The following is a 21024-nucleotide window of genomic DNA, read 5'->3' as shown; positions in this document are numbered from 1 at the left end:
GTCATGCGCAAATCGTCATTTTTCTCGTTTGCGGCGCTGGTGGCCGTGCTGGCCGCCGTGCCGCTGGTGGTGACCAACCCGTATTACCTGCACCTGATCGAAACCATCCTGATCTATGCCGTGCTGCTGCTGGGGCTGGATATTGTGGTGGGTTATACCGGCCAGGTCTCGCTGGGCCACGCCGGCCTGTTCGGCATCGGGGCCTATACCGTGGGCACACTGATCCTGCACCTGGACGTGTCTTTCTGGCTGGCCATTCCGGCGGCCATCGCCGTCACCTCGGTGTTCGGGGCGATTCTCGCCTTGCCTTCTTTGCGGGTCACCGGCCCTTATCTGGCGATGGTGACGCTGGCGTTTGGCACCATCATTCAGATCCTGATCAACGAAATGGATTTCCTGACCGATGGCCCGATGGGCATCAGCCTGGACAAGCCCATGATCGGCGACCACATGATGACCGGCCCGCAGTTCTTCTGGATGGTGCTGGCGCTGCTGGCGCTGTCGGTGCTGTTTACCGAGCGGGTGGCTCGGTCGCACTATGGCCGCGCCTTCGAGGCCCTGCGCGACAGCCCGATCGCCTGCGATTGCATGGGGGTGTCGGTGTACCGCTACAAGGTGGTGGCCTTCGTCATCAGCGCGGGCCTGGCGGGCCTGTCCGGGGCGTTGCATGCCTATTCCGAGCAGTACATTTCGCCCAATACCTATACCTTCGAGCTGATGGTGCTGTTCCTGCTGGCCATCATCATGGGGGGGCGCAAGACGCGTTCCGGCGCCTTGCTGGGGGCCGCCATCATCGTGCTGTTGCCCAAGATGCTGGATGACGTGTCCACCTTCAGGCCTCTGGCCATCGGCCTGGCCGTCATGGTCGTGGCGGGGTCGGCCTGGGCCGTGCGCCAGGGCCGGGCCACCTGGCGGCGCATGGCCGCCCCCGTGGCCGGCGTCCTGGTGTTGGCGGGCGGCTCGCTGATGCTGGATCAGATGACCGATTGGCGCCTGTCGATCTTCGGCCTGATGATTCTGTTCGTGGTGTATTACCTGCCGGACGGCATCGTGGGCTTCGTTCTCCGTTCCTGGTCGCATCGCCGGCATGCTGTCGAGCCGATCCCGGCGGCGCGGGCGGATCTGGCCCAGGTCGGCCGCGAACCGGATGCCTCGCACGGGGTGTTGCTGTCCGTCAGCCAGGCCGTCATGCAGTTCGGCGGGCTGCGGGCGCTGAACGCGGTCGACCTGGAAGTGCGCCGGGGCACGGTGCATGGCCTGATCGGCCCGAATGGCTCGGGCAAAAGCACGATGATGAATGTCCTGACCGGCATTTATGTGCCGACCTCGGGGTCGGTCGTGTTCGCGGGGAAGGATCTGGCCGGCCTGACCTCGTCCGACATCGCTGCACGGGGGGTGGCCCGCACCTTCCAGAATGTCCAGCTGTTCGGCGAAATGACGGCGCTGGAAAACGTGCTGGTGGGTCTGCACCACACCTTCACCAGCCGCCTGAGCAGCGTGGCCCTGCGCCTGCCCCTGTGGCGCCGGGAAGAAAACGCAGCGCGGGCGCGGGCCCATGCCTTGCTGGATTTCGTGGGCCTGGCGTCATTGGCGCAGGAAGAAGCGCGCAATCTGCCCTATGGCAAGCAGCGCCTGCTGGAAATCGCCCGCGCCCTGGCGCTGGACCCCCACCTGCTGCTGCTGGACGAGCCCGCCGCCGGCCTGACCGCGCCGGATATCGCGGATCTGCTGGCCATCATCCGCAAGATCAAGGATCGCGGCCTGACCGTCATCCTGATCGAGCACCACATGGATGTGGTGATGAGCGTTTGCGATGCCGTGTCGGTGCTGGATTTCGGCCAGAAGATCGCCGAAGGCCTGCCGCAGGCCGTGCAGGCCGACCCCCGTGTGGTCGAAGCCTATCTGGGGGGTGAACAAGCAGGAGCCCAAGCATGCTGAAAATCGAAAATCTGGAAGCCGGCTACGGCAAGGTCAAAGTCCTGCACGGCATCAGCCTGGCCGTGCCGGCAGGCAAGGTCGTCACCCTGATCGGATCGAATGGGGCGGGCAAGACCACCACCATGAAGGCGATCTCCGGGATGCTGCGGCCCAGCGCGGGCGTGATCACCCTGGGCGGGCGCGAAATCCAGGGGCTGGATTCGCACCGCATCGCCCGCCTGGGCCTGGCGCATTCGCCCGAGGGCCGGCGCGTGTTCCCCACGCTCAGTGTGACCGACAATCTGCTGTTGGGCGCGTTCCCGCGCCTGACCGGCAGCCGGGCCAAGGGGGATGTGCCGCATGATCTGGATCGGGCGCTGGCGCTTTTCCCGCGCTTGCAAGAGCGCCGCACGCAACTGGCCGGCACGCTCTCCGGGGGTGAGCAGCAGATGCTGGCCATGGCGCGCGCCGTGATGCTCAATCCCGAGGTCATCCTGCTGGACGAACCGTCCATGGGCCTGGCGCCGATTCTGGTGGACGAGGTCTTTCGGATTATTTCCCGGCTCAAGCGCGAGGGCGTCACTATGCTGCTGGTCGAGCAATTCGCCGCCGCCGCGCTGGCCGTGGCGGATTACGGCTATGTCCTGGAAAACGGCAAGATCGCGGTCGAAGGGCCGGCGGCGCAGCTGCGCAGCGACCCCGCCGTGGCGGCGGCATATCTGGGCGGACATTGACGCGGGGCGGGCATGGACTACACCCCGTATTGCTGCAGGCCGTCCAGATCCAGCACCTGGACGGCGCCGTATTCGATCTTCAGCAGCCGGGCGGCTTCCAGCACCCGCAGCGCCTGGTTGGTGCGCTGGCGCGAAATCCGCGCCAGGTAGCCGATTTCTTCCTGGGTGATTTCCAGCCGGGTCGAATTGCCCGGGTACAGCAGGGGGTTGAACAGTTCGGCCAGGCAGCGGGCCACCCGCGCATCGGGGGCCAGCAGGCGGTCGTATTCGGCTTTGCCGATGAACTGGGCGACGCGCTCGTTCAGCTGATGCAGCAGGAAGCGGTTGAACGGAATGCTGTTGTCCAGCAGCCAGTTGAAGGTATCGCCGCGCAGGCGGGCGATGACGCTGCGGCGCAGCGCGATGATGTCGTATTTGCGCGCTTCGCGCTTCAGTAAAGAGCCTTCCCCGATCCAGCCGCCCGCAGGCACGCCGGTCAGCGAGGCCAGCTTGCCGTCGGCATTGCCCACCGACACCTTGATCAGACCGTCCAGCACCCCGATCCAGGCCCCGGCTACCACGCCCTTGTGCTCGATGATGGTGCCGGCCTCTACCTGAGCCAGCGTGGTGTCCTGGACGACGCGGGCCTGCTGGGCATCGTCCAGCAGCTCAAACCAGGCGGCGTGGGGTTGTAAAGACCAGGACAGGTTCATGGGGAATAACCCTAGATCGTGGGTGAATGTCGTATGTGCGACAGTCCGAAGCCCCGGGGGGCAGTACCTTAAGTACCACACCGCCCGACAGAGGCGCACCGACCCGGCGCAACCAGGATCTTCTGGTCGGCCAAGGAGACATCATGGTACAGGAATCCACCGATCCAGTGACTTTTCCGGCTTTGTTGATGCACCACGCCCAGGCGCGCGGGCCGCGTCCGGCGATCCGCGAAAAAGATCTGGGCATCTGGCAAACCCTCACCTGGGCGCAGGTGGCGGCCGAAGTCCGGCGCGTCGCCGCCGGCCTGGCGGATCTTGGCGTGGCGGCGGGCGAGCACGTGGCGGTGGTGGGCGAGAACCGCCCCCGCCTGTACATGGCGATGATGGCCGCCCAGTGCCTGGGGGCCATCCCCGTGCCGCTGTACCAGGATGCCGTGGCCGATGAAATGACTTTTGTGCTGCAGGATGCCCAGGTGGGCGTGGTAGTGGTCGAAGATCAAGAGCAGCTGGACAAGATGCTCGAAGTCTCGGATCGCTGTCCCGCCTTGCGGGCACTGGTTTTCGACGACCCGCGCGGTCTGCGCCACTACGACGATCCCCGGCTGCTGTCCTGGGGCGCGCTGCTGGCGCGGGGGGACGAGCGGACGCGCCGGCAGCCGGATGAAGTCGATGCCCGCATGGCCGCCATCCGGTCCGAAGACACCGCCGCCATGTTCTATACCTCGGGCACGACGGGCAAGCCCAAGGGCGTGGTGCTCAGTCACTTAGCCTTGATCGACCGCGCCCGCGTGATCGAGCGCTTCGAGGGCCTGACCGACCGCGAAGACGTGCTGGCGTATCTGCCGCCCGCCTGGATCGGCCAGAACATGTTTTCCTACACGCAGTTCCTGACCACCGGCTTTACCGTCAACCACCCCGAGTCCCCCGACACCGTGTCCATCGACATGCGGGATATCGGCCCCACCTATTATTTCGCGCCGCCCCGGGTGCTGGAAGACCTGCTGACCCGCGTCATGATCCGCATGGAGGACGCCGGGCGCGTCAAGCGCTGGCTGTTCGACCGCGCCATGCGGCTGGCCCGCCGGGTAGGCACCCGCATCCTGGATGCGGACGGCACCGTGGGCGTCTGGGATCGCTGCAAATACGCCTTGGGCAATGCGCTGGTGTATGGCCCCTTGCGCAACACCCTGGGCATGAGCCGGGTGCGCGTGGCTTATACCGCCGGCGAAGCCATCGGCCCCGACCTGTTCGTGTTCTATCGATCCATCGGCATCAATCTCAAGCAGCTGTATGGTTCCACCGAGACCTCGGTGTTCGTGTGCGTGCAGGCCAATGGCCAGGTGCGCGACGACACCGTGGGCCCGCCGTGCGACGGGGTGGAAATCCGCGTGGCCGCCAATGGCGAAATCCAGCTGCGCAGCCCCGGGCTGTTCACGGGCTACTACCAGAACCCCGAGGCCACCGAGGCGTCCTACACCGACGATGGCTGGTATCACACCGGGGACGCCGGCTACCTGGACGCCGATGGCCAACTGAAGATCATCGACCGCGCCAAGGACGTGGGGCGCTTGGCCGACGACAGCCTGTTCGCCCCCAAGTACATCGAAAACAAGCTGAAATTTTTCCCGTTCATCAAGGAAGTGGTGGCTTTCGGGGCCGACCGCCCCGAGGTCTGCGCTTTCATCAACATCGACCTGGAGGCTGTGGGCAACTGGGCCGAGCGCCGGGGCCTGCCTTACGCCGGGTACACCGACCTGGCGTCCAAGGACGAGGTCTACGCCCTGATCCGCGATTGCGTTGAGCAGGTCAACCGCGACCTGGCGCAAGACCCGAAGATGGCGGCCTCGCAGGTGGTGCGCTTCTTGATCCTGCACAAAGAGCTGGACCCCGACGATGATGAATTGACCCGCACGCGCAAGGTGCGCCGGGCCTTCATTGCCCAGAAATACGGCGTGCTGGTCGATGCCCTGTTTGCCGGCCTGTCCAGCCAATATATCGAAACCGAGGTCAAGTTCGAGGATGGCCGCATTGGCCGGATCGCGGCAGACCTGCGCATCGAGTCCGCCGCCGTGGCGAAGCCCGAACCCCTGAAGAAGGTGGCCTGAATGAACCCCAACCCAAGCCCGGATACCGCCGTATCGGATGCCGTCCCGGTCGATGCCCGCGCCGCCCGGATCGGCCCGGTCATCCTGGATCTGCAGCGGATTTCCCTGTCATTCGGCGGGGTCAAGGCCCTGACCGACATCTCTTTCGATGTGCGCGAACACGAAATCCGCGCCATCATCGGCCCCAACGGGGCGGGCAAGAGCTCCATGCTCAACGTCATCAATGGCGTCTATACCCCCCAGGAAGGCCGCATCCTGCTGCAGGATCAGCAGTTCAACCGCATGAGCCCGCGCCGGGCCGCCGAAATGGGCATTGCGCGCACTTTCCAGAACCTGGCCCTGTTCAAGGGCATGAGCGTGCTGGACAACATCATGACGGGGCGCAACCTGCGCATGAAAAGCGGGGTGCTGGCCCAGGCCCTGCGGCTGGGGTCGGCCGAGCGCGAAGAAATCGCGCACCGCGAATTCGTCGAGAACCTGATCGACTTCCTGGAGATCCAGGCCTACCGCAAGACCCCTGTGGGCCGCCTGCCCTATGGCCTGCAAAAGCGGGTCGATCTGGGCCGCGCCCTGGCCATGGAGCCGCGCATCCTGCTGCTGGACGAACCCATGGCGGGCATGAACATCGAAGAAAAGCAGGACATGAGCCGCTACATCCTGGACGTGAACGACGAATTCGGCACCACCATCGTGCTGATCGAGCACGACATGGGTGTGGTGATGGATATCTCCGACCGCGTGGTGGTGCTGGATTACGGCCGCAAAATCGGCGACGGCACGCCGGATGCGGTGCGCGGCAACCCCGAGGTCATCCAGGCCTATCTCGGGGCCGGCCACTAGGCCGGGCCCGGACTCAGGAGACAAACACATGGGATTTTTTCTGGAAACCGTGATCGGCGGCCTGATGAGCGGCATGCTCTATGCCTTGGTGGCCCTGGGCTTTGTGCTGATCTTCAAGGCCTCCGGGGTGTTCAATTTCGCCCAGGGCGCCATGGTGCTGATCGCCGCCCTGGCCATGGCGCGGCTGTCGGGCTGGATCAACGATTGGCTGGGGGGCGACGCCTTGCTGGCGGCCAACCTGCTGGCCTTCGTGCTGAGTGCCGGGTTCATGTGGCTGGTGGCGGTGCTGGTCGAGAAATTCGTCCTGCGCCACCTGGTCAACCAGGAAGGCACGACCTTGCTGATGGCCACCATCGGCATCAGCTACTTCCTGGATGGCATCGGCCAGATTCTGTTCGGCAGTTCGGTCTATTCCATCGACGTGGGCATGCCCAAAGATCCCTTGTTCATCCTGGATTCGGTCTTCGAGGGCGGCATCCTAGTCAGCCTGGAAGACCTGACCGCCGCCCTGGTGGCCGCCGTGCTGGTGGCCGTGCTGGCCTTCTTCTTCCAGTTCACTACGGTGGGGCGCGCCTTGCGGGCGGTGGCCGACGACCATCAGGCCGCGCAGTCGGTGGGCATTCCGCTGAACCGCATCTGGGTGGTGGTCTGGACCGTCGCCGGCCTGGTCGCCCTGGTCACGGGCATCGTCTGGGGTTCCAAGTTCGGCGTGCAGTTCACCTTGTCCACGGCGGCCCTGCGGGCTTTGCCGGTGGTGATCCTGGGCGGGCTGACTTCCGTGCCGGGGGCCATCGTGGGGGGGCTGATCATCGGGGTGGGCGAGAAACTGTCCGAGGTCTACCTGGGGCCTTTCGTGGGCGGCGGCATCGAGATCTGGTTTGCCTACATGCTGGCGCTGGTGTTCCTGCTGTTTCGGCCGCAGGGGCTGTTCGGCGAAAAAATCATTGACCGTGTCTGACCCCGTCAGGCGGCACGCAGGAGACTTCATCCATGTTCTATCGTGAAAACGGCCAGTTCAAGAGCACCTACCGCTCGGATCAGCAGATTTTCCCCATCCGCCAGGATCGCTGGTTTGTCCTGGCCATGCTGGGCGTCGCCTTTGTGCTGGTGCCCGCCTGGGCGTCCGACTACTGGCTGCAGGCCATTTTGATTCCCTTCCTGATCCTGTCGCTGGCGGCGATCGGCCTGAACATTCTGGTGGGCTATTGCGGCCAGATATCCATTGGTTCGGGGGCCTTCATGGCCGTGGGCGCGTATGCCGCCTGGAACTTCGGCGTGCGCCTGGACTTGCCGCTGCTGGTGCAGATTCTGCTGGGCGGGGTGTTCGCCGCCGTGGCGGGGGTGGCCTTCGGCATCCCCAGTCTGCGGATTCGCGGCCTGTACCTGGCGGTGACGACCCTGGCGGCGCAGTTTTTCATGGACTGGGCCTTTTTGCGTATCGCGTACTTCACCAACTACTCCACCTCCGGCAATGTCTCCGTGCCCGCGTTGGACTTTTTCGGCCTGCCGGTGGTCTCCCCGGTGCAAAAGTATCTATTCGTGCTGTGCTTCGTGGCGGTGGTCGGCCTGCTGGCGAAAAATCTGGTGCGCGGCGCGATCGGCCGCCAATGGATGGCCATCCGCGACATGGACGTGGCCGCCGCCGTGATCGGCATCCGCCCGGTGTACGCCAAGCTCACGGCCTTTGCGGTCAGCTCTTTCATCATCGGCGTGGCCGGGGCCTTGTGGGCCTACGTCCACCTGGGCTCCTGGGAGCCCCTGGCGTTCGACCTCAACCGATCCTTGCAATTGCTGTTCATCATCATCATCGGCGGTCTGGGCTCCATCGTCGGCAGTTTTTTCGGGGCGGCCTTCATGGTGCTGGTGCCGGTGCTGCTGACCAACGTCCCGCACGCCCTGGGCCTGTCCATTCCGGTGGACATCGCCGCGCACATCGAACACATGGTATTTGGCTTCCTGATCGTCTTCTTCCTGATTGTCGAGCCGCATGGCTTGGCCAGGCTTTGGAGCATTGCCAAGGAAAAACTCAGGATTTGGCCATTTCCCCACTAGTGTCCCGCTGGGTCGTCCGGCTGCTCGAAGCCGGATGGCCGGACAGGATGCTAGGCCCGCAGCGCGGGCGGGCAGGGTGCCCGCCCAGGCGGGGCCAGGGGTGTTTGTCCCGGCGTCATCCGCACGGAGGCGTCATATTCAAAGGTGCCTTAAGCACCAGGAGGAGCTACAGATGAAGCATGCATTGACCAAAGCCACGGCCACTGTCGTGATGGCCGCCGCCGGACTGGTGGGTGTGGCCAGCAGCGCACAGGCCGCCGAAGAAAATTTCATTCCGCTGCTGGTGTACCGCACGGGTTCGTTTGCGCCGCTGGGGATTCCCTGGGCCAACGGCAAGCTGGACTATCTGAAAATGGTCAACGCCCGCGATGGCGGGGTCAATGGCGTCAAGCTGGTGTTCGAAGAATGCGAAACCGCCTATTCCACCGACAAGGGGGTGGAATGCTACGAGCGCCTGAAAGATAAATTCGGCGGCGCCACCGGCTTCGACACGCAGTCCACGGGGATTACCTTCGCCGTCACGGACAAGGCCATCGTCGATGGGCGTTCGGTGGTGTCGGTGGGCTACGGCCTGTCGCAATCCGCCGATGGCCGGGTGTTCAAATGGAATTTCCCGCTGCTGGGCAACTACTGGACGGCCTATGACGTCATGATCCAGGACATTGCCAAGAACCTGGGGGGCGAAGACCAGCTGAAAGGCAAGAAAATCGCCCTGGTCTACCATGACTCCCCCTTTGGCAAGGAGCCCATCCCGCTGCTGGAAGCCCGCGCCAAGGCCCAGGGCTTCGACTTGCAGCTGTATCCGGTGGCCGCCCCCGGCGTCGAGCAAAAATCCACCTGGCTGCAGATCCGCAAGAACCGGCCCGATTTCGTGCTGATGCAAAGCGCCGGCATCATGACCCCCACCGCCATCCGCGAGGCCCAGGCCGTGGGCTATCCGCGCGACAAGATGTACGGCATCTGGTGGGCGGCGTCCGAAACCGACGTGGCCGACCTGGGCGATACCGCCAAGGGCTATCACGGCATCACCATCCAGAACAGCGCCGAGCATGGCCGGGTGCACGATGACGTCAAAAAGTATGTGTACGACAAGGGCGAGGGCGCGGACAAGGACGGCGGCACCTTCGGCACCCTGGCTTATACGCGCGGCATGATGATTGCCATGCTGCAGGTGGAAGCCATCCGCACGGCCCAGGAAAAATTCGGCAAGGGCAAGGCGATGACGCCGGAGCAAGTGCGCTGGGGCTATGAAAACCTCAACTTGGACGAAAAGCGCCTGGAGGAACTGGGTTTCGCCAAGCTGATGCGTCCGGTGGCCACCAGTTGCGAGAACCATATGGGCACCGATTGGGCGCGCATCATCCAGTGGGACGGCAAGAAGTTCGACGTCGTGTCCGACTGGTATCAGTCCAACCCCGACTACATCACCCCCCTGGTGCAGTCCCTGGGCGAGAAATACGCCGCCGAGAAGAAACTGCCCGTGCGTGATTGCGCGGCCGAGTAAGCCGTTTCGGGGCCGGGCCGCCGCCTGGCCCCCACAGGAGATCAAGCCATGGAAACCGCAGCAGCCCCCGAACCCGCCACCCTGTTGGACGTCAACGGCATCGAGGTCATCTACAACCATGTGATTCTGGTGTTGAAGGGGGTGTCGCTCATCGTCCCGGAAGGCCATATCGTGGCCCTGCTGGGGGCCAACGGGGCGGGCAAGACCACCACCTTGCGGGCCATTTCCAACTTGTTGCGCGGCGAACGCGGGGAAGTCACCAAGGGCAATATCCAGTACCGGGGCGAACGCATCGAATCCTTGTCGCCCGCCGACCTGGTGCAGCGCGGCGTGATTCAGGTGATGGAGGGCCGCCATTGCTTTGCCCACCTGAGCATCGAGGAAAACCTGCTGACGGGGGCCTATACCCGCAAGCTGGGCCGCGCCGACCAGGACGCCGCCCTGGACAAGGTCTACCAGTATTTCCCGCGCCTGAAACAGCGGCGCAAAAGCCAGGCGGGCTATACCTCCGGGGGCGAACAGCAGATGGCGGCCATTGGCCGGGCGCTGATGGCCGACCCGCGCATGATTTTGCTGGACGAGCCTTCGATGGGCCTGGCGCCGCAGATCGTCGAAGAAATTTTCGAGATCGTGCGCGATTTGAACCAGCGCGAAGGGGTCAGTTTCTTGCTGGCCGAACAAAATACCAACGTGGCGCTGCGCTATGCCAATTATGGCTACATCCTGGAAAACGGCCGCGTCATGATGGATGGCGCGGCGCGGGAGCTCGCCCAGAACGAAGACGTCAAGGAATTCTATCTGGGGGTGTCCGGCGCCGGGCGCACCAGCTTCAGAGACACCAAATTCTATCGCCGGCGCAAGCGCTGGCTGGCTTGAAACAGGGGAAATGGCATGCAGGCTTACTATGATGTGCGGGAAACCGCGCCGGCCGCAGAACGCGAACAGGCCCTGTTCGAGCGCTTGCCGGACGTCTTGCAGGCGGCCCGCCTGGGCGCGCCCGCCATGGCGCGCCAGTTGCAGGGGGTCGATCCGGCCCGGGTGACGTCGCGCCGGGCCCTGGCGCAGATCCCGGTGCTGCGCAAAAGCGAGCTGCTGCAAATGCAGCACGCGGCCCGTATCGCGCAGCCGGTCGCGCAGGGGGATGCCGAGCGCGTCCGGGTGTTTGGCGGGGTATCCACCATCGGTTGGGGCGCGGCGCGGCGGGTGTTCGCCTCGCCCGGCCCCATCTATGAACCCGAAAGCGCCCGCCCCGATTATTGGGGCTTTGCCCGCGCCTTGCACGCGGCGGGCGTGCGCGCGGGCGATCTGGTGCACAACTGCTTTTCCTACCATTTCACCCCGGCCGGCTCGATGATGGAGACCGCCGCCCATGCGCTGGGGTGCACCGTGTTTCCCGGGGGCGTCGGCCAGACCGAACAGCAAGTCCGGGCCATGGCCGACCTGGCCCCCCAGGCCTATACCGGCACCCCCAGTTTCTTGCGCATCATCCTGGAAAAGGCCGACGACATGGGGGTGGCGCTGCCGTCCTTGCGGCGCGCGCTGTTTTCCGGCGAGGCCTATCCGCCTTCTTTGCAAACCTGGTTTCAGGCGCGTGGGATTCAGGGCTTCCAGGCCTATGGCAGCGCCGACCTGGGCATGGTGGCCTTTGAAACCCCGGCGCGTGACGGCCTGGTGTTGAACGAAGACCTGATTGTCGAAATCGTGCGGCCCGGCACCCATCAGCCGGTACCCGATGGCGAGGTCGGCGAAGTCGTCGTCACCACGTTCAACCCGGATTACCCCCTGGTGCGTTTCGGCACGGGCGATCTGTCGGCGATGGTGCCGGGCCAGTCGCCCTGCGGCCGCACCAATGGCCGTATCCGGGGGTGGCTGGGGCGGGCGGATCAGACCACGAAAGTCCGCGGCATGTTCGTCCATCCCGAGCAGATCGCCGGCGTGCTGGATCGCCATCCCGACGTGGCGCGGGCCAGGCTGGTGGTGTCGGGCGAGGCCGGCCACGACATCATGACCTTGCGGGTCGAGGCCGGCGACGGCCTGGATGTGGCGGCGGTGGCCGCCACCGTGCGCGAACAGACCAAGCTGCGCGCCGTGATCGAACCGGTGGCGGTCGGCAGCCTGCCCAACGATGGCAAGGTCATCGAGGACATGCGGCGCTACGAGTGATCGCCGATGGATCGCGCGCGCCCGCTGGCCCGCCGAAACCTCGTTTCGGCGGGCCAGATGCTTATGTTTTCCGGTGATATGGGTTTGCGGTTCTCCTCAGTTACTATGTGGCTATCCGACAGTGCACAGACAAAGGGAGATCGTTCCATGCATGGGTTAAAAACAGTCGCGGGCCTGGTGATGGCCTTGGGTATCGGGGTGCCGGCGGCGCAGGCCGACACACTGTCCGTCGTCAAGGATCGCGGGGCCTTGCAGTGCGGGGTCACCACGGGCTTTGCCGGGTTTTCCGCGCCGGACTCCCAGGGCGAATGGCAGGGGCTGGATGTGGACATGTGCCGCGCGGTGGCCGCCGCCGTGCTGGGCGACGCCGGCAAGGTCAAGATCGTCCCCCTCAACGCCCAGCAGCGCTTCACCGCCCTGCAGTCCGGCGAAATCGACGTGCTGGCGCGCAATACCACCGTCACGCAGTCGCGCGACACCTCGCTGGGGGCCATTCACGCCGCCATCAACTTCTACGATGGCCAGGGCTTCATGGTGCCCAAGTCCCTGGGGGTGAAATCCGCCCGCGACCTGAACGGGGCCACCGTTTGCATGCAGACCGGGACGTCCAATGAGCAGAACATGGCCGACTGGGCGCGCGCCAACAACGTCAAATACACCCCGGTGGTGATCGAGCAGTTCAACGAGGTCGTCAATGCCTTCGCGGCGGGCCGCTGCGATGTCTTCACCACGGATGCTTCCGGCCTGGCCTCCATCCGCATCGCCAAGCTGTCCAACCCCAATGATTATGTGATCCTGCCCGAGATCATTTCCAAAGAGCCCCTGGGGCCCTTTGTGCGCCAGGGCGACGATGCCTGGCTGAACATCGTCAAATGGTCTTTCCAGGCCATGACCGGGGCCGAAGAACTGGGGGTCACCTCGGTCAACGTGGACGAGCAGCTGAAAAGCGCCAATCCCAACGTGCAGCGCCTGCTGGGGGTCACCGGCAGCGCCGGCAAGAACCTGGGCCTGGACGAACAGTGGGCCTATCGCATCATCAAGCAGGTGGGCAATTACGGCCAGTCGTTTGAACGCAATGTGGGCCTGGACAGCCCGCTGAAAATCCAGCGCGGGCTGAACGCCTTGTGGACCGACGGCGGGCGCATCTACCCCTTGCCGATTCATTAACGCCTGTGATGCCCGCGTCGGCGGGCTCCGGTGCGCGCCCGGGCAGGCCGGGCGCGCTGGCAAGCACCCGCTTGCTTTGTCGGCCGCCCGCCCGTGTCCGTGCGGCGGCGCGTCCGGCGCATCCCGTGCGCCGGGATCGGCAGGGTCAGGCCGCCTCGCAGCCGTTTTTCAGGGCCAGCGCCCGGCCGGCGCGGCTGGCGCTGGGGCGGCCGATTTGCTCGGAAATCCAGGCGCCGATGCCCACCACCGCATCCAGGTCGACCCCGGTGTGCAGGCCCTGGCCGTGCAGCAAGTACAGGACGTCTTCGGTGGCCACATTGCCCGTGGCCCCCTTGGCGTAGGGGCAGCCGCCCAGGCCGGCCACCGAGCTATGGAAAATCCGCACCCCGGTGTCCAGCGCCGCCAGGATGTTGGCCAGGGCCTGGCCGTAGGTGTCGTGGAAATGCCCGGACACCTGGGTGTCCAGGCGGGCGATGTCTCCCACGGCGTTCAATACCCGCTGCACCTGGGCGGCCGTGCCCACGCCTATGGTGTCGGCCACGTCGATTTCGTCGCAACCCAGGCGCAGCAGGCGCTGGGCCACGTCCACCACGGCGGCCACCGGGACTTCGCCCTGGTAGGGGCAGCCCAGGGCGCAGCTGATGCTGCCGCGCAGCCGCAGGCCGGCTTGCCGGGCGGCCGCCGCCACGGGCTCGAAGCGGGCGATGGATTCGGCGATGGAACAGTTGATATTGCGCTGTGAAAAAGCCTCGCTGGCGGCGGCGAAGATCACGACTTCGTCGGCCCGGGCCGCCAAGGCGGCTTCCAACCCGCGCTGGTTGGGGGTCAGGGCTGAATAGATCGTGCCTGGCCGGCGCTGGATGCTCGTCATGACCTGAGCGCCGTCGGCCATCTGCGGCACCCATTTGGGCGACACGAAGGAGGCGGCCTCGATATTGGCGAAGCCGGCTGCCGTCAGGCGGTCGACCAGGGCGATTTTGGTGGCCGTATCGACAAATTGTTTTTCGTTCTGCAGGCCGTCGCGCGGGCCGACTTCCACGATTTTGATGTGTTCGGTCATGAGGGTTCCAGGATGGGGTGGGGGGCGCAGCGGCGGGCCGGCCGGATGGGGCCCGAACGCCGGCCGTCACTGGGACGGATGATTGCCATCATAGCGCGCTGCCCTCGCGGCAAGGCAAGCGCGGGCTGTCCGATGCCGGGATTCGGCGCGTCAGGGCAGGCGCTGGTAGCGGCCGTCGGGCTGGCGCGCGATGCGGCCGTTCAATTCGAGCAGGGTGAGCTGGGTCGTCAGTTGCCCCACCGGCCAGCCCGTGCGCGCCTGCAAGGTATCCGTGTCGGTGGGCTCGAACCCCAGGGCCAGCAGCAACTGGGCTTCGAGGGGCGTGGTCGGCGGGGCGGGCGCCGGGGCAGGCTGGTCGGCGACCAGGGCCAGGCGGGCGGGGGCTTCCGGGGGATCGCCGCCGCTGGTGTCGCGGGCCGGGGGCGTCTGGCTGGCCGGTGGGCGCAGGGTCGGCGGGCACAACAGCCCGGGCAGCGGGCCTTGGCGCAGTTCTTCGACGATGTCCTGGGCGGATTCGACCAGTTTCGCCCCTTGGCGGATCAGGGCGTGGCAGCCGCGTGTCAGGGGCGAATGGATCGATCCGGGGATGGCGAAGACTTCGCGCCCCAATTCGCCCGCCAGGCGGGCGGTGATCAGGGATCCGCTGCGGGCGGCGGCTTCGACCACCAGAATGCCCTGGCTGAGTGCCGCCACGATGCGGTTGCGCTGCGGGAAATGAAACGGCAGCCCCTGTGCGCCCAGGGGAAACTCCGACAGCATCAGGCCGTGCGCCACCAGGCGATGCGCCAGATCGCGGTGGCTGGCGGGATAGACGCGGTCGATGCCGGTGCCCAGGATGGCGATGGTGCCACCGCCCGCCGGGCCGGCGTCCAGGGCCCCGTGGTGGGCTGCGCCGTCGATGCCGCTGGCCAGGCCGCTGACCACGCACCAGCCTTGCCGGGCCAGGTGTCGGGCGAAGTCGTGGGCGTTGCGCAGGCCTTCCGGGGTGGCGCTGCGGGCCCCCACGATGGCCAGCAGGGGGCGGTTCAGGCAATCCAGCAGCCCGTGGGCGAACAGCACGGGCGGCGGGTCGTTGAGCTGCAGCAGGGCTTTGGGGTAATGCGGATCGGCCAGGGTCAGCAGGTGGCGCTGCGGCTGGGAGAGCCAGTGCAGCGTGGCCTCGATGGCGGCCTGGGCGGCCTCGTCGGGGGGCTGGCGCAGGCGGGCCGCCAGCGGGCCGTCCAGGTATTTGATCAATTGGCCGGCGCTGGCCTGGAGGATGTCCTGCGGCAAGCCGAAAACGGACAACAGCAGGCGTATCCGGGCGGCCCCCAGGCCGGGTTCCAGCGTCAGGCGTATCCAGGCGCGTCGTTCGGTGTCGTCTATCGGTGCGGGCATGGAGGGCAGTGTGCCATGTTTCGGTTGCGGGCGGGCGGGGGGTGTGGCGATCCTGTCGCGGCCCGCGGCCCGGGGAAAAGCGGCCCGTGCCCCGGCGGCGCGGCCGCCCCGCTGGGGGCGCCGGGCAAGCTGCTTTATCATAGAGCTTTATCTTTCCAAGAGTCAGGCAATTATCATGGCTTTGCTTCCCATCCTTAAATACCCGGATGCCCGCCTGCATACCGTGGCCAAGCCGGTGCAGCAGGTGGATGACCGCATCCGCCAGCTGGTGCGCGACATGGCGGAAACCATGTACGCCGCCCCGGGGGTCGGCCTGGCGGCCACTCAGGTCGACGTGCACGAGCGCGTCGTGGTGATCGATGTCTCCGAAGACGGCAACGACCTGCATGTGCTGATCAACCCCGAAATCACCTGGAAAAGCGACGAACAACAGGTCTACGAAGAAGGCTGCCTGTCGGTGCCCGGGGTATACGACGAAGTCCAGCGCGCGGCCCGCATCCACGTGCGCGCCCTGGATACGCAGGGCGAACCCTACGAATTCGATGCCGAGGGCCTGCTGGCCGTGTGCGTGCAGCACGAACTGGATCACTTGATGGGCAAGGTGTTCGTCGAATACCTGTCCGTGCTGAAACAAAACCGGATTCGCACCCGGCTGCGCAAACAGCAGCGCGAAGCCCAGCGCGAAGCCGCCGGGGCTTGATCCCATGCGCTTGGTCTTTGCCGGGACGCCGGTATTCGCACAGCAGGCCTTGCAGGCCATTTTGCAGGCCGGCCACCAGGTGGTGGGGGTGCTGACCCAGCCGGATCGGCCTTCGGGGCGCGGCATGAAACTGCAGCCCAGCCCGGTGAAACAAACGGCGCTGGATGCCCGGATCCCTGTGTTCCAACCGCGCAGTCTGCGCCTGGACGGCCGGTTTGCCGAAGACGCCCTGGCCGCCCGGCAGGCTTTGCAGGACCTGGCCCCGGCGGTCATGGTGGTGGCGGCCTATGGGCTGATCTTGCCTCAATGGGTGCTCGATCTGCCTCGGCTGGGTTGCCTCAATATCCATGCCAGCCTGCTGCCGCGCTGGCGCGGGGCGGCCCCGATCCAGCGGGCCATCGAGGCGGGCGACGCCGCCACGGGCGTGACCATGATGCAAATGGACGCGGGCCTGGATACCGGGGCCATGCTGTTGGCGCTGCCCCTGGATATCGGCGCCGAAGACACCGCCGCCACCTTGCACGACCGGCTGGCCGCGCTGGGGGCCGAGGCGGTGCTGCGGGTGCTGGGCCGCCTGGATGCGGGCGACCCCCTGGATGCCGTCCCCCAGCCCCTGGATGGCATTACCTACGCCGAGAAACTGCAAAAATCCGAATCCCCGCTGGATTTTTCCCAGCCGGCGGCGGTGCTGGCGCGCCGGATACGGGCGTTCGACCCTTTTCCGGGCACGACATTGATCCTGCCGGGCCTCGACCAGCCCGTCAAGGCCTGGGCGGCGACGGCCTTGTCCTGGGACGACTGGACGCAGGATGCGGGGCGGGGCGACGCCGGGGCGGGGCGGTCTGCCGTGCCGGGGACGATTCTGCGCCTGGGGGCGGCGGGGGTCGACGTGGCCACCGCGGCGGGCGTGCTGCGCATCACGCAGCTGCAGCGCGCCGGCGGTCGCCGCCAGCCGGCGGCGGTGTTCATGCAGTCGTATCCGGGCCGCTGATCTTTCGGCTTTCGCGTCCCGCCAAGGCCCGGAGGGCGGCGGGGGCCGCGTGCCGCCCGGGTTTTCAGCCGTTGGAGGATTTCTTGCGCGAGGTGTCGATCCCCAACTGCTTCAGCTTGCGGTACAGGTGGGTGCGTTCCAGGCCGGTGCGCTCGGACACCCGGGTCATGCTGTGGTTTTCGTGCAGCAGGTGGTATTCGAAGTAAATGCGCTCGAATTCGTCGCGTGCTTCGCGCAGGGGCTGGTTCAGGGAGATCGACCCCAGGTGGGAGTCGTCCCCCGTCGGGGCGGCTGCGGGCGGCGCCCCGACGGGGGGGCTGCCCGGCGCGCCCAGCGCCGGCGGCTGCGTGAACACGGGATCGGGCGGCATGACCGGGCGTTCGGTGCGCATGCGCATGGCGGCCGGGATGACCGGGCGCGCCAAGCCCGCCGCCACGGTCTTGAGCAGTTTTTGCAGCGTAATGGGTTTTTCCAGGAAATCCACCGCGCCGATGCGTGTGGCCTCGACGGCCGTGTCCACCGTGGCGTGGCCGCTCATCATGATGACGGGCATGTTCAGCAGGCCTTGGCTGGACCATTCTTTCAGCAGGCTGACCCCGTCGATATCCGGCATCCAGATATCCAGCAGAACCAGATCCGGCCGCTGGCGCAGACGATAATCGCGAGCCTGGGCGGCATTTTCGGCAAGCTCTACCGAGTGACCTTCGTCGTAGAGGATTTCGGAGAGTAGTTCGCGGATGCCGATTTCATCGTCGACCACCAGGATTCGGGCCATATCACCTCTCGTGTTGAATACTTGTATTATCCTGTGCCCGGGCGTTTGCGTCCAGCCGCGCGGATGGGGCGGCCAGGTCGGAGAACAGGATGGAGATGCGCGCGCCGCCTTCGGTGCGGTTGGAAATATCCACCTGGGCGCCATGTTCTTCCACGATTTTCTTGACGATCGCCAACCCCAGGCCGGTGCCGGTGGCCTTGGTCGTGACATAGGGCTCGAATACCCGGTGCAGCACTTCGGGGGAAAACCCGGGGCCGTTGTCCGAAACCGTCAGGCAGACGCGTGTCTGGGCGGCCGGGCTGTCCGCTGCGATCAGGCGGGTCTGCACCCGGATTTCGGCGGTGCCCGGCGCGGCATGGGCCTGGGCGGCGTCGCGGGCGTTGGCCAGCAGGTTGTGGATGACCTGGCGCAGTTGCGCGGGGTCGCCCTGGATCGGCGGCAGCGCCGGGCCCAGCCGGGCGTCGATGTGCGCGCCGTTCGGCTGCCGGCCGTGCTCGGTGTCGGCCGGATCCCAGCCGTACAGGCTCAGGACGTCCGCCAGCAGGGTGTTCAGGTCGATGGTCTGCATCTGCGCCGGCGGGGTGCGGGCGTATTCGCGGAAATCGTCGACCATGCGCTTCAGAGAGCTGACCTGGTTGACGATGGTTTGGGTGCTGCGTTGCAGCATCGCGGCGTCTTCCGCGCCCAGGCGGTCGGCCAGCTTCATGGCCAGGCGCTCGGCGGACAGCTGGATCGGTGTCAGGGGGTTCTTGATTTCATGGGCGAGCCGGCGGGCCACTTCGCCCCAGGCCACCGTGCGGTTGGCGGAGATCACCTCGCTGATGTCGTCGAAAACCACCAGGTAGGCGGTTTCGCGGTCTTCCATGACTAGGCGGGAGCCTCGGGCCAGCAGGGTGGCCACGTGTTTCTTGCGTTCGTTGTCCGTGGCGGCTTGCAGTTCGATCTCGAATTGCTGCTGCCAGTAAGGGCGCGTGGACTCGACGGCGTCGTGGGCCGCGAAGGCCTGGCGGATCAGGGCCGCGAAGGCCAGCGCCCCTTCGATGGTTTCCAGGGGGCGGCCCTGGCAAGTGCGCAAGTCCAGGTGCAGGATGGCTTGCGCCCCGTGGTTGAACAGGGTCAGCCTGAAGGCGCCATCGAACACCAGGACGCCCGACGACAGGTTGCTGAGTACGGTTTCCAGGTACAGGTTGCTTTGTTCCAACTGATGGCGGTGGCGATCGACCATGCGCCGGGCTTCGTCCAGTTGGCGGGTCATGGCATTGAAGGACCGGGTCAGCTGGCCGACTTCGTCGCGGGCGGGGGGCTCGGGCAGGGGGCGGTAGTCGCCGACCCCCACGGCCTGGGTGCCCGAGGCCAGTGCCAACAGGGGATGCACCAGCCGCCGGGAGACAGCCAGCGCCGCGACCACGGCGGCGAACATGGCCAGGATCAGGGCCAGGGTCAGGGTAATGCCGTACAGCTTGCGCAGCCCCAGGCGCGACAGGGCCAGCTCTTGGTAGTCCTGGAAGCCTTGCTGCACCTGGCTGGCGTTGTGGGCGATGCTTTCGGGCACGGCCTGGATGACTTGCAGCCAGCGGCTGTCGCCCCCCAGGCCCATGGGGTTGCCCAGGCGGTCGGTGGCGGTGGTCAGGGGGATGATGACCCGCAGGTGCAGGCCGTTGCTGACCGGGCCGCTGGCCGGGCCGATGTCGGCCTCGGCGGCGGCGTAGCCCTGGGCGACGCGCAGCTGGTTCATGACGCTGCTGGGCGGCAGATCGGGCAGTAATTGGCTGAAGTCCGTGCTGGAAAACGCCACCAGCCGGCCATTGCCGGTAAAGACCATGGTCTCGTCGATGTGGTTGGATTCGCGCAGCGCCGTCATCAGCAGGGTGGTTTCGGTGTCGCTGATGTTGTTCAGGCGCAGGGCCATGCCGTGCGCGCGCTGGCTGAGTTCGGCCAGTTGGGCGTCCAGCGCCGCGCGCCCCAGGTTCAGGCCGGCTTCCAGGGCGCTGTCCACGCGCACGTTGAACCAGGACTCGATGGAGCGGGACATGAACTGCACCGACAACACATAGATGATGATGCCGGGCAGCACGCCGATCAGGGTGAAGTACAGGGTGAACCGCGCCGTCAGCCGGGCGCCGAACTGGCGCCTGCGCACCTGGCGCACCAGGCGGATCACCAGCAGGGCCACCCAGGACATCAGGGCCACGGCCAGCACGCCATTGAGCAGCAGCAGCAAATCGTATTGCTGGGCATAGCGCGACGCGTTGCCGGTGGACCACACCAGCAACCCCAGCAGGGCCAGGGCGCTGACGGCGGCGACCAGCAGGGCGATGCGCAGGGTCCAGCGGATCAGTCGCGGGGCGTGTCGTCGGAAAGGGTGAAAGTGAAATTTTTCCATGGGGTGGTCAGTGACCAGGCATTGCTGTTGAGGGCGTCCACCTGGAAAGGACGGGCCAGACGGGCCGTGTCCAGGCGCAGGCGCAGCGCGCCCTTGTATTCCTGGCCGGGTGCCAGGCGGTCGACCGGCGCGACCGGCCAATCGCGGATGTGGCGCACCAGATCCAAGGCTTCGTCCAGCGTGGTCGCGGGCAGCGAGATATCGCCCAGGCTGGTGCGCCATTGGCGGGTCAGGGCATTGAACTGGATGCGCCAGGTCTGCTCGGCCTGGACGATGGTTTTGTCGAACCACCACCAGCGCGGCTCGTGGATGGACAGGTCGATGGTGAAGTACAGGGGGACGCCTTTCTGGGCGGCGTTGCGCAGTTCTCCGCCCAGGGTGAAGTCGATGTCGGCGTCGATGACCAGTTGCCCTTGCCGGGCGGCGGGCTCGATGCGGCTGACCGCGTTGTCCTGGCCATGGGCCGTGGGCAGCAGGTTGGACAGGCAGAGGATCAGGACGAACAGAAGGCGTGGCATACGCGGGACGGCTTGGACATCGGATGGCAGTATTGTTGATGAGGCG

18 protein-coding genes are annotated in these 21024 nt (G+C 66.2%); 12 read left to right on the top strand and 6 right to left on the bottom strand.

Annotated features, from left to right (window positions below):
- Positions 1-3: 3 nt before the first annotated feature.
- On the top strand, positions 4-1938 hold the full coding sequence (locus ACMHYJ_RS07860; protein ID WP_414245661.1) for an ABC transporter permease subunit: 1935 nt from the start codon (positions 4-6) through the stop codon (positions 1936-1938).
- Positions 1932-2651, top strand: a complete 720-nt coding sequence (locus ACMHYJ_RS07855; protein ID WP_414245660.1) for an ABC transporter ATP-binding protein — start codon at positions 1932-1934, stop codon at positions 2649-2651. Before ACMHYJ_RS07860 ends, ACMHYJ_RS07855 begins: the two co-directional genes overlap by 7 nt.
- 17 nt (positions 2652-2668) lie before the next feature.
- Here the strand turns inward: ACMHYJ_RS07855 and ACMHYJ_RS07850 are convergent, their stop codons facing one another.
- Positions 2669-3343, bottom strand: coding sequence for a Crp/Fnr family transcriptional regulator (locus tag ACMHYJ_RS07850; protein WP_414245659.1), 675 nt, complete (start codon positions 3341-3343; stop codon positions 2669-2671).
- 143 nt (positions 3344-3486) lie between these two features.
- Between ACMHYJ_RS07850 and ACMHYJ_RS07845 the strand changes: the two genes are divergently transcribed.
- The 8 genes from ACMHYJ_RS07845 (at position 3487) to ACMHYJ_RS07810 (ending at position 13174) form a co-directional block, all read left to right on the top strand.
- Positions 3487-5448 carry an AMP-dependent synthetase/ligase gene (locus ACMHYJ_RS07845; RefSeq protein ID WP_414245658.1) on the top strand — a complete coding sequence of 654 codons (1962 nt, stop codon included), beginning with the start codon at positions 3487-3489 and terminating at the stop codon, positions 5446-5448.
- A complete protein-coding gene (locus ACMHYJ_RS07840; RefSeq protein WP_414245657.1) occupies positions 5449-6288 on the top strand; it encodes an ABC transporter ATP-binding protein in 840 nt (279 codons plus the stop codon).
- Positions 6289-6316: 28 nt separating this feature from the next.
- Positions 6317-7246, top strand: a complete 930-nt coding sequence (locus ACMHYJ_RS07835; protein ID WP_414245656.1) for a branched-chain amino acid ABC transporter permease — start codon at positions 6317-6319, stop codon at positions 7244-7246.
- Between the two features lie 32 nt (positions 7247-7278).
- Entirely contained in the window at positions 7279-8340 is a 1062-nt protein-coding gene (locus tag ACMHYJ_RS07830) for a branched-chain amino acid ABC transporter permease (protein WP_414245655.1), read from the top strand.
- A 211-nt stretch (positions 8341-8551) separates the two neighbouring features.
- Positions 8552-9844: an ABC transporter substrate-binding protein gene (locus tag ACMHYJ_RS07825; protein WP_414245701.1), complete on the top strand. Its 1293-nt coding sequence runs from the start codon at positions 8552-8554 to the stop codon at positions 9842-9844.
- A gap of 48 nt (positions 9845-9892) precedes the next feature.
- Positions 9893-10720, top strand: coding sequence for an ABC transporter ATP-binding protein (locus ACMHYJ_RS07820; protein ID WP_414245654.1), 828 nt, complete (start codon positions 9893-9895; stop codon positions 10718-10720).
- A 15-nt stretch (positions 10721-10735) separates the two neighbouring features.
- Entirely contained in the window at positions 10736-12007 is a 1272-nt protein-coding gene (locus ACMHYJ_RS07815) for a phenylacetate--CoA ligase family protein (RefSeq protein ID WP_414245653.1), read from the top strand.
- Positions 12008-12154: 147 nt separating this feature from the next.
- The gene (locus ACMHYJ_RS07810; RefSeq protein WP_414245652.1) at positions 12155-13174 is read left to right on the top strand and encodes an amino acid ABC transporter substrate-binding protein; all 1020 of its coding nucleotides are present in this window, start codon (positions 12155-12157) and stop codon (positions 13172-13174) included.
- Between the two features lie 145 nt (positions 13175-13319).
- Here ACMHYJ_RS07810 and ACMHYJ_RS07805 read toward each other — a convergent pair whose 3' ends face one another.
- Both ACMHYJ_RS07805 and dprA read right to left on the bottom strand, forming a co-directional pair.
- Entirely contained in the window at positions 13320-14234 is a 915-nt protein-coding gene (locus ACMHYJ_RS07805; RefSeq protein ID WP_414245651.1) for a hydroxymethylglutaryl-CoA lyase, read from the bottom strand.
- A 150-nt stretch (positions 14235-14384) separates the two neighbouring features.
- Positions 14385-15611 (bottom strand): DNA-processing protein DprA, encoded by a 1227-nt coding sequence (gene dprA / locus ACMHYJ_RS07800; protein WP_414245650.1) that lies wholly within the window; start codon positions 15609-15611, stop codon positions 14385-14387.
- A gap of 175 nt (positions 15612-15786) precedes the next feature.
- Between dprA and def the strand changes: the two genes are divergently transcribed.
- Together def and fmt are read left to right on the top strand one after the other, a co-directional pair.
- Entirely contained in the window at positions 15787-16311 is a 525-nt protein-coding gene (def, locus tag ACMHYJ_RS07795) for a peptide deformylase (protein WP_414245649.1), read from the top strand.
- Positions 16312-16315: 4 nt separating this feature from the next.
- Complete coding sequence (gene fmt, locus ACMHYJ_RS07790) at positions 16316-17302, top strand: methionyl-tRNA formyltransferase (RefSeq protein WP_414245648.1); 987 nt, start codon at positions 16316-16318, stop codon at positions 17300-17302.
- A 64-nt stretch (positions 17303-17366) separates the two neighbouring features.
- Here the strand turns inward: fmt and ACMHYJ_RS07785 are convergent, their stop codons facing one another.
- Genes ACMHYJ_RS07785 through ACMHYJ_RS07775 form a run of 3 tightly spaced genes read right to left on the bottom strand, consistent with a single transcriptional unit; the run spans position 17367 to position 20978 of the window.
- Positions 17367-18077, bottom strand: a complete 711-nt coding sequence (locus ACMHYJ_RS07785; RefSeq protein ID WP_414245647.1) for a response regulator — start codon at positions 18075-18077, stop codon at positions 17367-17369.
- 1 nt (position 18078) lies between these two features.
- Positions 18079-20412, bottom strand: a complete 2334-nt coding sequence (locus ACMHYJ_RS07780) for an ATP-binding protein (RefSeq protein WP_414245700.1) — start codon at positions 20410-20412, stop codon at positions 18079-18081.
- Positions 20412-20978 (bottom strand): DUF4390 domain-containing protein, encoded by a 567-nt coding sequence (locus ACMHYJ_RS07775; protein ID WP_414245646.1) that lies wholly within the window; start codon positions 20976-20978, stop codon positions 20412-20414. The genes ACMHYJ_RS07780 and ACMHYJ_RS07775 overlap by 1 nt, the downstream gene beginning before the upstream one ends.
- Between the last annotated feature and the right edge of the window lie 46 nt (positions 20979-21024).

Source organism: Castellaniella hirudinis, from assembly GCF_047468865.1.
In the GTDB taxonomy this organism is placed as follows: domain Bacteria; phylum Pseudomonadota; class Gammaproteobacteria; order Burkholderiales; family Burkholderiaceae_B; genus Castellaniella; species Castellaniella hirudinis_A.
The sequence above is the reverse complement of the archived record's forward strand: the minus strand, read 5'-3'. Positions and strand labels throughout refer to the sequence as shown.